This window comes from Stenotrophomonas sp. EMP41 (genome assembly GCF_047495535.1).
GTDB classification, from domain to species: domain Bacteria; phylum Pseudomonadota; class Gammaproteobacteria; order Xanthomonadales; family Xanthomonadaceae; genus Stenotrophomonas; species Stenotrophomonas sepilia.
Genome location: NZ_CP179923.1, coordinates 3430857 through 3442681 on the forward strand (window position 1 = coordinate 3430857; position 11825 = coordinate 3442681).

Here is an 11825-nt window from a genome sequence, read left to right on the forward strand (position 1 = left end):
CCGGATGCTGTTGATGGCACTGCTGCCACTGCCGGTGCTGGCCGGCGGTGGCAGCTCGCAGACGCTGGAATGGCGCCAGGATGATGCCCGCCTGGCGCTGCGCTCGACCGAGGGCCAGGTACGGGTGGAAGCCGCGCGTCCGGAAGCCCGCTTCGGCGTGCGCAGCGGCGACCGCATCCTGCGCCTGGACGATACGGCTGTGCGGCGGATCGAGCATCTTGCCGATGCGCTGCGGCATTCCAGTGCCCCGACTGCGTACCTGTTGCTGCGCCGCGACAAACGCGAGCTCACCGTCCCGGTGGACGCCACCTCGTGGCGGCTGGCGCTGGTCGCTCCGCCATCGCCGCCACCGCCGGCACCACCGCCGCCACCAGCGCGGCGCTGAAACCAGCCCGCCCTCGTCGCCACGGCTTTGGCTATGCTTGATGGGTGGCGCCGGGCTCTCCCGGCGTATGGATACGAACACGGCTCCACCGGCGCCGCCCATCCCTTTCTGCAGAACTGCTTGATGCCTTCGATCCTGATCATCGACGACAATGCCAGCGTGGGCACCGCGCTGGACGTGCTGTTCTCCCTGCATGACATCGACACCCTGCAGGCGCAGAGCCCGGCCGAAGGGCTGGCCCTGCTCGAGTCGCAGCCGGTCGACCTGGTGATCCAGGACATGAATTTCAGCGAGGACACCACCTCCGGCGAAGAAGGCGAAGACCTGTTCGCACAGATCCGCGCGCGCCACCCGGACCTGCCGGTGATCCTGCTCACCGCCTGGACCCACCTGAGCAGTGCGGTGGACCTGGTCAAGGCCGGTGCCGCCGACTACCTGGCCAAGCCCTGGGACGACCGCAAGCTGCTGACCACGGTCAACAACCTGCTCGAGCTGTCCGAGGCGCGGCGCGAGCTGGACCGTCGCCGCAGCCGTGAGCTGCGCCAGCGCAATGCGCTGGAAGAAAAGTACGAGCTGTGTGGTGCGGTCTTCGCCGATCCGGCCAGCGAGCGCATCATCGCGCTGGCCTGCCAGGTCGCGCGCTCCGAACTGCCGGTGCTGATCACCGGCCCCAACGGGGCTGGCAAGGAGAAGATCGCGCAGATCATCCAGGCCAATTCACTGGTGGCCAAGGGCCCGTTCATCACGGTCAACTGCGGCGCCCTGCCCTCGGAACTGATCGAGGCCGAACTGTTCGGTGCCGAAGCCGGCGCATATACCGGCGCCAACAAGGCACGCGAGGGCAAGTTCGAAGCCGCCGACGGTGGCACGCTGTTCCTGGATGAGATCGGCAACCTGTCGCTGGGCGGCCAGATGAAGCTCCTGCGTGTGCTGGAAACAGGGCGCTTCGAGCGTCTTGGCTCCAATCGCGAGCGCCAGGTCAAAGTCCGCGTGGTCAGTGCGACCAATGCCGACCTGCCGGCGATGATCCGCGACGGCACCTTCCGCGAAGACCTGTACTACCGCCTCAATACGGTGGAACTGGTACTGCCACCATTGGCCGAGCGCCCGGGCGACATCGTGCCCCTGGCCGAGCGCTTCCTGACCGCCGGCGAGCCACTTTCCAGCGCCGCCACCGCGGCCCTGCAACGGCACCCCTGGCCCGGCAACGTGCGCGAACTGCGCAACGTGATCCAGCGGGCCGAGCTGCTGGCGACCGGCAACCGCATCGAAGTGGCCGACCTGAACCTGCCGCGTGCCGCACCTGCTCCGCGACCGGCACCCAGTGTCGGCAATGATCCTGACCGTGCGCGCATCGAGGATGTGCTGGCGCGCAACCACGGCGTCATCGCCCAGGCCGCCGCCGAACTCGGCCTGAGCCGCCAGGCACTGTACCGGCGCATGGACCGGCACGGCATCCCACGCGAATGAAGCGCCGCTCGTTCACCTTCCGCCTGTTCCTGCGCCTGCTGCCGGTGCTGGCGCTGGCCGCCGCGTTGCCGTGGCTGCTGGCCTACTGGATGGACCACGGCTGGGTGGTGACCACGGTGTCGGCGCTGATCCTGCTGTCGCTGATGTGGTGGACCCTGCGCCGTGCCACCGCGCCGGTACGCTCATTGATGCGCGCCTTGGCCGGCACCACCAGCAGCTACCGCGACGGCGAGTACAACTTCGGTGTGTACTGGCCGGGCAACGACGAACTGGGCGACCTGGTGCAGGCGCACCGCGAACTGGGCGACGTGCTGCGCGAGCAGCGGCAGGGCCTGGTGCAGCGCGAACTGCTGCTGGACACCATGGTGCAGAACACCCCGGTGGCGATGCTGCTGATTGCTTCCGGCGGCGATGGCATCGCCCGCGTGGTGTTCTCCAACCTGGCCGCGCGCAAGCTGCTGCATGGCGGCTGGAAGCTGGAAGGCCAGCGCCTGGAAGAGGTGCTGGAACAGGTGCCGGTGGAGCTGCGCGATGCCATCGCCCGTGGCGGCGACAGCCTGTTCGCGGTGCATGCGGAAGGCGAAGACAGCGACGAGGACGACGAACAGGTCTATCACCTCTCACGCCGATCATTCCAGCTCAACGGCCGCCCGCACGACCTGTTGCTGGTACGCCTGCTCACCGCCGAACTGCGCCGCCAGGAAGTGCAGACGTGGAAGAAGGTGATCCGGGTGATCAGCCACGAGCTCAACAACTCGCTGGCACCGATCGCCTCGCTGGCCCATTCCGGCGGCGTGCTGGTACAACGCGAGCGCTTCGATCGGCTGCCGGAGATCTTCACCACCATCGAAGACCGCGCGCGCCACCTGGAAGGTTTCATCCGGGGCTATGCGCGCTTCGCCAAGCTGCCGCAACCGCAACTGCAGACCGTGCACTGGGCGCCCTTCCTGTCCAGCCTGCGCCAGCAGATTCCGTTCGGCATGGAACGTGAACCGGACGAGGAACTGAGCAGCCGGATCGACATCGCGCAGTTCGGGCAGGCGCTGTTGAACCTGCTGAAGAACGCGCATGAAGCCGGCGCCGAAGCCGATCCGCCCAATGATGACGTGCAGGTGCAGCTGACGCGGTTGCCGCAATGGCTGCGCCTGGATGTGCTGGATCGTGGCAAGGGCATGAACGAGCAGGTGCTGCAGAACGCGCTGATGCCGTTCTATTCGACCAAGCGCAACGGTACCGGGTTGGGACTGGCACTGACCCGCGAGATCGTGGAGGCGCACGGTGGGCGGGTGTCGCTGCAGAACCGCGGTGATGGCGGGCTGTGCGTGTCGATCCTGTTGCCGGTGGGGTAAGCGGGCCGATCGGGTAGATCCACGCCATGCGTGGATGTGCCGACCAGGGTCGGCACCTACCAGACCCGCCGCATCGCCACCCGCAGGTGCATCGGAAACCCGAGCGCAGCCTCTTCGGCCATGACGGCGCGCAGGCCATCGTTCCACTCCGCCTCCGGCACTTCAACGAATCCTTCGCTGGCGTAGAAGGCTGCATTCCACGGCACATCGCTCAAGGTGGTCAGCACCGCTGCAGCAAAGCCGGTGGCCCTGGCCTGCGCCAAGGCATGCCGCAGCAATGCACGGCCATGGCCACGACGCGCGTGCGCTGGATCCACATCCATCTGCAGGACATGGAACTCGCCTGCCAGATCGCCGGCCAGCAGGTAGCCGGCAATGCCGCCGCCGGCGCCATCCACCACCCAGAGCTGTCCACGCTCACGGCCTTCCTGCAGCGTCGGCAGGTCCAGGCCGTGGCCGGCAAAGACCGGATAGGCCTCGTGGCCCCTGAGCAGTTCACCGGCACGCTGTTCGATCGCCGGCAGCACAGCCAGCTCATCGGTGCGCGGAACCCGTGGCTCAGGACTTCTTGACCGGGCGCTTCCAGCCATCGATGGTTTCCTGGCGTGAACGTGCCAGCGTCAGCTTGCCGTCCGGCGCGGTGCGGGTGATGACCGACCCGGCAGCGATGGTCGCGCCCTCGCCGATGGTGATCGGCGCCACCAGCGAGCTGTTGGAGCCGATGAAGGCGTTGTCGCCGATGGTGGTGGTCGACTTGTTCACCCCATCGTAGTTGCAGGTGATGGTGCCGGCACCGATGTTCACCTTGCTGCCGATCACCGCGTCACCCAGGTAGGTGAGATGGTTCGCCTTGCTGCCGACGCCGAGGGTGACCTTCTTGGTTTCGACGAAGTTGCCGACGTGTACGCCATCGGCCAGCACGGTACCCGGCCGCAAGCGTGCGAACGGGCCGATCTGCGCAGCACCTTCGGTCACCACGCCTTCCAGGTCGCAATGCGCGCGCACTTCGGTGCCGGGCCCCAGGTTGACGTCCTTCAGCCGGTTGAACGGACCCACGGTGACGCCGTCACCGAGCACGACGTTGCCTTCAAGAACAACGTCGACATCGATCAGCACATCGCTGCCCACGGTGACGGTGCCACGGATATCCAGGCGTGCCGGGTCGCGCACGCGCGCGCCCTGAGCGCACAGTGCACGCACCGCACGGCGCTGCCAGGCGCGTTCCAGCTGCGACAGCTGCCACGGATCATTCGCGCCCTCAGCCTCCTGTGCATCGGCGACCAGGGCCATCTCGGCCGGGGTGTACTCATGCGCGGCGAACGCGAACACATCGGTAAGGTAGTACTCGCCCTGCGCATTGCTGTTGGACAGCTGCGACAACCAGCGGCGCAGCGCGGTCGACTCTGCGGCGATGATGCCGGTGTTGATGGTGCGCACGCGCAGCTGGTCGTCGGTGGCGTCCTTCTGCTCGACGATGGAGCCCACCTTGCCCTCTGCATCGCGCAGCACCCGGCCGTAACCGGTCGGGTCATCGACATCGGCCACCAGCACTGCCAGCCGCCCCGGCTGCGCCAGCAGGTCGCGCAGGGTCTGCGCGCGGATCAGCGGCACATCGCCATACAGCACCAGCACCTGCGCGGCATCGGGCACCTGCGGCATTGCCTGCGCCACTGCGTGGCCGGTACCGAGCTGCTGGGCCTGTTCTGCCCACTGCAGGTCGGGCTGGCCGGCGAAGTACTGACGCACCGCCTCGCCACCATGGCCGTAGACCACGTGGATGGCCGCCGGCTGCAGCTCGCGGGCCGCATCGATCACGTGCGCCAGCATCGGCTGGCCGGCGATCGGCTGCAGCACCTTCGGCAGCACCGACTTCATGCGCTTGCCGGCGCCGGCGGCGAGGATGATGACGTGCAGGGCTTGGGTCATGGGAGCAGCAGTCCGTAGTTCGTTGCCGGTGATTCTAGAGCGTGGGCCGTTAACATGGGCATCCTTCCTCCTTCACCATGCCGATGAGCCTGCTCCGCCAAGGAGGCACCTACCTCGTGATCGGGCTCGTGCAGCTGCTGGTCGATTGGCTGGTGTTCGTGGTCGCCACCGCGCTGGGCATGCCGGTCGCGCCGGCCAACATCGCCGGTCGCCTGGCCGGCATGCTGCTGGGCTACTGGCTCAACGGCCGCTACACCTTTGCCGAGGCCGGTGCCGGCAAGCTGGGATGGAAGCGCTTCGCACGCTTCTTCGGGCTGTGGCTGCTGCTGACGGCAGCGAGCACGCTGCTGGTCAGCCTTGTCGACCAGGCGCTGGGCCTGCAGTACACGTGGCTGGCCAAGCCGCTGGTGGAAGGCGGGCTGGCGTGCGTGTCGTTCCTGTTGATGCGCCATGTGGTGTATCGCTGAGACGGCGGGATTCGGGATCCGGGATCCGGGATGCCGAATCGGGATCGGGATCGGGATCGGTAGAGTCGACTGTCGGTCGACTGCTCTTCCTCGATGCCACGAAAATCCCGCGCTGCGCGCGATGGTCGAGTGACAGTCGACTCTACCCAGTCGGCGCTGCCCCGCCAGCACAAACAAAAACGCCGGCACTGGGCCGACGTTCTCGTGGGTGCAGCGCGAACCTCAGTGCTTGAGATTCTTGCGCAGGCGTTCCAGGGCCTGCAGCTGGACGACGGCTTCAGCCAGCTTCTGCTGGGCTTCGGCCACTTCCATCGCTTCGCCGCGGTTGGCCAGGATGCGTTCGGCTTCTTCCTTGGCCTTGCGGACCGAGGCTTCGTCGATGTCCTGCGCGCGGATCGCGGTGTCGGCCAGCACGGTCACCACCTGCGGCTGCACTTCCAGGATACCGCCGGAAATGGCGAAATCCAGCTGCTCGCCGTTCGGCGTGGTCACCACCACCTTGCCCGGCTTCAGGCGGGTGATCAGCGGCGCGTGCTTGGGCGCGATGCCCAGTTCGCCCAGCTCACCGGTGGCCACGACCAGGGTCGCTTCGCCACGGAAGATTTCCTGCTCGGCGCTGACGATGTCGCAACGGATCGTGCTCATGCAAATCTCTTCGCTGTTCGCGGTGGCGCAATGCCACCGTGGGGGTCCACCGGCGCGGGCGGTTGCCCGGCGCCGGCGTCAGGTCGGGCAGGATCGCTCCCGCCCGTCCCGGATCAGGCCTTCTCGGCCATCTTCTTGGCCTTCTCGACCGCTTCTTCGATGCCGCCGACCATGTAGAACGCCTGCTCCGGCAGGTGGTCGTACTCGCCATCGACGATGGCCTTGAAGCCACGGATGGTGTCCTTCAGCGGCACGTACTTGCCCGGCGAACCGGTGAACACTTCGGCCACGTGGAACGGCTGGCTGAAGAAGCGCTCGATCTTACGGGCGCGCGACACGGCCTGCTTGTCCTCTTCGGACAGTTCGTCCATGCCCAGGATCGCGATGATGTCCTTCAGTTCCTTGTACTTCTGCAGGGTCTGCTGGACGCGCTGGGCGGTGTCGTAGTGCTCGTGGCCGATGACCAGCGGGTCCATCTGGCGGCTGGTGGAGTCCAGCGGATCGACGGCCGGGTAGATACCCAGCGAGGCGATCGAACGCGACAGGGTGACGGTCGAGTCCAGGTGGGCGAAGGTGGTCGCCGGCGACGGGTCGGTCAGGTCGTCCGCGGGAACGTAGACGGCCTGGATCGAGGTGATCGAGCCGTTCTTGGTCGAGGTGATGCGCTCCTGCAGGACGCCCATTTCCTCGGCCAGGGTCGGCTGGTAACCCACGGCGGACGGCATGCGGCCCAGCAGTGCCGACACTTCGGTACCGGCCAGGGTGTAGCGGTAGATGTTGTCGACGAACAACAGGACGTCCTTGCCCTTGCCGTTTTCGTCCTTCTCGTCGCGGAAGTACTCGGCCATGGTCAGGCCGGTCAGCGCGACGCGCAGGCGGTTGCCCGGCGGCTCGTTCATCTGGCCGTACACCATCGCCACCTTGTCCAGGACGTTGGAGTCCTTCATTTCGTGGTAGAAGTCGTTGCCCTCACGGGTACGCTCACCCACGCCGGCGAACACGGACAGGCCGCTGTGCGCCTTGGCGATGTTGTTGATCAGCTCCATCATGTTGACGGTCTTGCCGACGCCGGCGCCGCCGAACAGGCCGACCTTGCCGCCCTTGGCGAACGGGCACATCAGGTCGATGACCTTGATGCCGGTTTCCAGCAGCTCGGTGGCCGGGGACTGGTCTTCATACGACGGCGCAGCGCGGTGGATTTCCCAGTTGTCGCTGGCAGCGACCGGGCCGGCTTCGTCGATCGGACGGCCCAGCACGTCCATGATGCGGCCCAGGGTGCCGGCGCCGACCGGCACCGAGATGCCGCGGCCGGTGTTGACGGCAACCAGGTTGCGCTTCAGGCCGTCGGTGGAACCGAGGGCGATGGTACGCACCACGCCGTCGCCCAGCTGCTGCTGGACTTCGAGGGTGATCTCGGTGTTTTCCACCTTCAGTGCGTCGTACACCTTCGGCACCGATTCACGCGGGAATTCGACGTCGACGACCGCGCCGATGATCTGAACGATCTTGCCCTGACTCATTGCTGCATCCTCTAATGTGTGCTTTGAACGAACGCGGTCAGACTGCTGCCGCGCCGCCGACGATTTCGGAGATTTCCTGGGTGATCGCTGCCTGGCGCGCCTTGTTGTAGACGAGCTGCAGGGTGCCGATCAGCTTGTTGGCGTTGTCGCTCGCCGCCTTCATCGCAACCATGCGTGCGGCATGCTCGGAGGCGACGTTTTCCAGCAGTGCCTGGTACACCAGCGACTCGATGTAACGCGTCATCACGTGCTCGAGCACGGTCGCGGCATCGGGTTCGTACAGGTAATCCCAGTCGTGGTGAGCGACCTGCTTCTCAGCCGGCGGCAGCGGCAGCAGCTGATCGAAGCTGGCCTTCTGCACCATGGTGTTCACGAAGCGGTTGTAGACCAGGTACACGCGGTCGATCTTGCCTTCGGTGAAGGCGTCGAGCATGACCTTGATCACACCAATCAGCGATTCCAGCTTCGGCACGTCGCCGATGTGGGTCACGCTGCCGACCATGTTGACCTTCACGCGGCGGAAGAAGGTCGAAGCCTTCTGGCCGATGGTCACCAGGTCCACTTCGGCACCCTTGTCCTGCCATGCCTTGGCTTCGCCCAGCATCTTGCGGAACAGGTTGTTGTTCAGGCCGCCGGCCAGACCGCGATCGGAGGAGATCACGATGAAACCGACCCGCTTGACCTGCTCGCGCTCGACCAGGAACGGATGCTGGTAGTCGGTGCTGGCCTGGGCCAGATGACCGATCACCTGCTTCATCGCCTGCGCGTACGGACGCGAGGTCTTCATCCGATCCTGCGCCTTGCGGATCTTGGAGGCCGAGACCATTTCCAGGGCGCGCGTCACCTTGCGGGTGTTCTGCACGCTCTTGATCTTGGTTTTGATTTCGCGTCCGCTTGCCATCTCTTGTTTCCCGTGGCGCGGGGCTGATGCCCCGCGTTGTTCAACCGTTTGTCATCTGGTCCAGCGGAGCCGGAGGCTCCGCTCTACAGGACCGCGATTACCAGCTGCCGGTGGTCTTGAACTCGGCGATGCCCTTCTTGAAGGCACCTTCGATGTCGTTGTCCCAACCGCCGGTGGCGTTGACCTTGCTGATCAGCTCGCCCTGGGTGTTGGCGAAGTGGGCGTGCAGGCCTTCTTCGAACGCCAGCAGCTTGTTGACCGGCACGTCGTCGAGGTAACCCTCGTTGACGGCGTAGATCGACAGCGCCTGGTTGGCGATCGACATCGGCGCGTACTGCTTCTGCTTCATCAGCTCGGTGACGCGCTGGCCACGCTCCAGCTGCTTGCGGGTCGCTTCGTCCAGGTCCGAGGCGAACTGCGCGAAGGCAGCCAGCTCACGGTACTGGGCCAGCGAGATACGGATACCGCCCGACAGCTTCTTGATGATCTTGGTCTGCGCCGAGCCACCGACGCGCGACACCGAGATACCGGCGTTCACGGCCGGGCGGATGCCGGCGTTGAACAGGTCGGTTTCCAGGAAGATCTGGCCGTCGGTGATCGAGATCACGTTGGTCGGAACGAACGCGGACACGTCGCCGGCCTGGGTTTCGATGATCGGCAGCGCGGTCAGCGAACCGGTCTTGCCGGTGACCTTGCCTTCGGTGAACTTCTCGACGTACTCCTCGGACACGCGGGCAGCGCGCTCGAGCAGACGGGAGTGCAGGTAGAACACGTCACCCGGGTAGGCTTCGCGGCCCGGCGGACGCTTCAGCAGCAGCGAGATCTGGCGGTAGGCGACGGCCTGCTTGGACAGATCGTCGTACACGATCAGCGCGTCTTCGCCGCGGTCCATGAAGTACTCACCCATGGTGCAGCCCGAGTAGGCGCTGATGTACTGCATGGCAGCCGATTCGGAAGCGGTCGCGGCCACCACGATGGTGTGGGCCAGCGCGCCGTTCTCTTCCAGCTTGCGCACGATGTTGGCGATGGTCGACGCCTTCTGGCCGATCGCAACGTACACGCACTTGATGCCGGTGCCCTTCTGGTTGATCACCGCATCGATCGCCATGGCGGTCTTGCCGGTCTGGCGGTCACCGATGATCAGCTCGCGCTGGCCACGGCCGATCGGGATCATCGAGTCGACCGACTTGTAACCGGTCTGCACCGGCTGGTCGACCGACTTGCGCCAGATCACGCCCGGAGCAACGCGCTCCACCGGAGCGGTCAGGTCGGTGCCCAGCGGGCCCTTGCCGTCGATCGGCTCGCCCAGCGCGTTCACGACGCGGCCCAGCAGTTCCGGACCGACCGGCACTTCCAGGATGCGACCGGTGGTCTTGGCGACGTCGCCTTCGCGCAGGTGCTCGTAGTCACCCAGGACCACGGCGCCGACCGAGTCGCGCTCCAGGTTCAGGGCCAGTGCGAAGGTGTTGTTCGGCAGTTCGATCATTTCGCCCTGCATCACGTCGGCCAGACCGAAGATGCGCACGATGCCGTCGGACACGCTGGTCACGGTGCCTTCGTTGCGCGATTCCGCGGCCAGCTTGACCTTCTCGATGCGGTTCTTGATCAGTTCGCTGATTTCGGAGGGGTTGAGCGTGGTTGCCATCGTCAAGTCCTAGTGCCGGCAGCGGGGCCGGACGTTAAATGAATTCAGTTAGCGAGCGCGGTCTGCAGACGGGCCAGCTTGCCCTTCAGCGAACCATCGATGACCACGTCGCCGGCGTCGATCACGGCGCCGCCGATCAGCGAGGCATCGACCGCGGTGGTCACGTCGACCTCGCGGTTGAAGCGCTTGCGCAGCGCGACCTTGATCGCGTCCAGTTCACCGGCCGACAGTTCGGCCGCCGAGGTGACGGTGGCCTTGACCACGTGCTCGGCTTCGGCGCGCAGGGCGTCGAACATGCCGGAGATTTCCGGCAGCAGCGGCAGGCGATGCGATTCGGCCAGGATGGCCAGGAAGCGCGAGTAGGTCTCGCCGTGGGACACCGGCGCCAGCAGGGCGACGGCGTCGTCACGACCCAGCTCCGGGTTGGCGAGCAGGGCCGCCACGCGCGGGTCGGCGGCGACGTGGGCGGAGAACGCCAAGGCGTCCGACCACGGCGCGAACGCGCCTTCGTCGCGCGCGGTCGCGAACGCGGCGCGGGCGTACGGGCGGGCAAGCGTGAGGGCCTGGCTCATCCTTAGATCTCCGAGGCCAGCTCGTCGAGCAGCGCCTTGTGGGCGTTGGCGTCGATTTCGCGCTTGAGCAGCTTTTCGGCACCGGTCACGGCCAGCGCGGACACCTGCTTGCGCAGATCTTCACGGGCACGGTTGGCGGCGGCGTCGATTTCAGCCTGGGCCAGTTCTTTCTGACGGGTGGCTTCGGTGATCGCTTCGTTGCGGGCAGCATCAACGATCTGGTTGGCACGCGCATGGGCCTGATCGATGATCTCGTTGGCCTTGGTGCGGGCTTCCTTCAGCGCTTCGTTGACCTTCTCCTGCGCCTGGGCCAGATCTTTCTGGCTGCGGTCGGCAGCAGCGAGGCCTTCAGCAATCTTCTGCTGGCGCTCTTCGATCGCGTTCATCAGCGGCGGCCAGATCTTGGTCGCGATGATCCAGATCAGACCAGCGAAGGCCAGCGCCTGCGCAAGAAGGGTGAAATTGATATTCATGGTTAGCTCGATCGCTGGTTTCGGGGTGGACGCGCCGCCGAAGCGGCACATCCGGCCTTCATCCGAAACCGGGTGCATCAGCACCCGGTCGTCTCAAACCGCTGTATCAGCCGGCCAGAGCCTTGGTGACGGCGCCAGCGAAGGCAGCCGACAGCGGGTTGGCGAAGGCCAGCAGCAGGCCAACGGCGACCGAGATGATGAACGCGGCGTCGATCAGGCCGGCGGTGATGAACATGCGGACCTGCAGGACCGGGATCAGTTCCGGCTGGCGGGCGGCCGACTCCAGGAACTTACCAGCCATGATGGCCAGACCCAGACCGGCGCCCAGCGCGGCCAGGCCGATCATGATGCCGACGGCAAGGGCGGTGGAGCTCTGAATCTGCGCGAAGTTGGTCAGGACGGCGAAGTACATGGTTATCTCCAGGAACTTAAGTTGCTAAGGGTGATGAAACGGATGAAGGTTGAAACGCGT

13 protein-coding genes are annotated in these 11825 nt (G+C 65.9%); 4 read left to right on the top strand and 9 right to left on the bottom strand.

Going from position 1 to position 11825, the window contains the following annotated elements:
* Window positions 1-4: 4 nt before the first annotated feature.
* The 3 genes from ACMGRF_RS15740 (at window position 5) to ACMGRF_RS15750 (ending at window position 3204) form a co-directional block, all read left to right on the top strand.
* Window positions 5-385 (top strand): PDZ domain-containing protein, encoded by a 381-nt coding sequence (locus ACMGRF_RS15740; RefSeq protein ID WP_180881065.1) that lies wholly within the window; start codon window positions 5-7, stop codon window positions 383-385.
* A 123-nt stretch (window positions 386-508) separates the two neighbouring features.
* Window positions 509-1855, top strand: a complete 1347-nt coding sequence (locus ACMGRF_RS15745; protein ID WP_414485378.1) for a sigma-54-dependent transcriptional regulator — start codon at window positions 509-511, stop codon at window positions 1853-1855.
* Window positions 1852-3204: a sensor histidine kinase gene (locus ACMGRF_RS15750; RefSeq protein ID WP_049411108.1), complete on the top strand. Its 1353-nt coding sequence runs from the start codon at window positions 1852-1854 to the stop codon at window positions 3202-3204. Before ACMGRF_RS15745 ends, ACMGRF_RS15750 begins: the two co-directional genes overlap by 4 nt.
* A gap of 56 nt (window positions 3205-3260) precedes the next feature.
* Here the strand turns inward: ACMGRF_RS15750 and ACMGRF_RS15755 are convergent, their stop codons facing one another.
* Complete coding sequence (locus tag ACMGRF_RS15755) at window positions 3261-3794, bottom strand: GNAT family N-acetyltransferase (RefSeq protein WP_049411111.1); 534 nt, start codon at window positions 3792-3794, stop codon at window positions 3261-3263.
* Window positions 3763-5130, bottom strand: coding sequence for a bifunctional UDP-N-acetylglucosamine diphosphorylase/glucosamine-1-phosphate N-acetyltransferase GlmU (gene glmU / locus ACMGRF_RS15760; RefSeq protein ID WP_049411114.1), 1368 nt, complete (start codon window positions 5128-5130; stop codon window positions 3763-3765). The genes ACMGRF_RS15755 and glmU overlap by 32 nt, the downstream gene beginning before the upstream one ends.
* Before the next feature lie 83 nt (window positions 5131-5213).
* Here glmU and ACMGRF_RS15765 point away from each other — a divergent pair, with 83 nt between their 5' ends.
* A complete protein-coding gene (locus tag ACMGRF_RS15765) occupies window positions 5214-5597 on the top strand; it encodes a GtrA family protein (RefSeq protein ID WP_049411117.1) in 384 nt (127 codons plus the stop codon).
* Window positions 5598-5819: 222 nt separating this feature from the next.
* Here ACMGRF_RS15765 and ACMGRF_RS15770 read toward each other — a convergent pair whose 3' ends face one another.
* The 7 genes from ACMGRF_RS15770 to atpE form a co-directional block, all read right to left on the bottom strand.
* Window positions 5820-6242 (bottom strand): F0F1 ATP synthase subunit epsilon, encoded by a 423-nt coding sequence (locus ACMGRF_RS15770; RefSeq protein ID WP_005419509.1) that lies wholly within the window; start codon window positions 6240-6242, stop codon window positions 5820-5822.
* Window positions 6243-6355: 113 nt separating this feature from the next.
* Window positions 6356-7762: a F0F1 ATP synthase subunit beta gene (gene atpD, locus ACMGRF_RS15775; RefSeq protein WP_005419510.1), complete on the bottom strand. Its 1407-nt coding sequence runs from the start codon at window positions 7760-7762 to the stop codon at window positions 6356-6358.
* Window positions 7763-7799: 37 nt separating this feature from the next.
* Complete coding sequence (atpG, locus tag ACMGRF_RS15780) at window positions 7800-8663, bottom strand: F0F1 ATP synthase subunit gamma (protein WP_005411129.1); 864 nt, start codon at window positions 8661-8663, stop codon at window positions 7800-7802.
* Window positions 8664-8760: 97 nt separating this feature from the next.
* On the bottom strand, window positions 8761-10308 hold the full coding sequence (gene atpA, locus ACMGRF_RS15785; protein ID WP_005419511.1) for a F0F1 ATP synthase subunit alpha: 1548 nt from the start codon (window positions 10306-10308) through the stop codon (window positions 8761-8763).
* Window positions 10309-10352: 44 nt separating this feature from the next.
* On the bottom strand, window positions 10353-10880 hold the full coding sequence (locus ACMGRF_RS15790) for a F0F1 ATP synthase subunit delta (RefSeq protein WP_005411131.1): 528 nt from the start codon (window positions 10878-10880) through the stop codon (window positions 10353-10355).
* Between the two features lie 2 nt (window positions 10881-10882).
* Window positions 10883-11353: a F0F1 ATP synthase subunit B gene (locus ACMGRF_RS15795; protein ID WP_005419512.1), complete on the bottom strand. Its 471-nt coding sequence runs from the start codon at window positions 11351-11353 to the stop codon at window positions 10883-10885.
* Between the two features lie 106 nt (window positions 11354-11459).
* Window positions 11460-11765, bottom strand: a complete 306-nt coding sequence (gene atpE, locus ACMGRF_RS15800) for a F0F1 ATP synthase subunit C (protein ID WP_005411133.1) — start codon at window positions 11763-11765, stop codon at window positions 11460-11462.
* Window positions 11766-11825 lie beyond the last annotated feature (60 nt).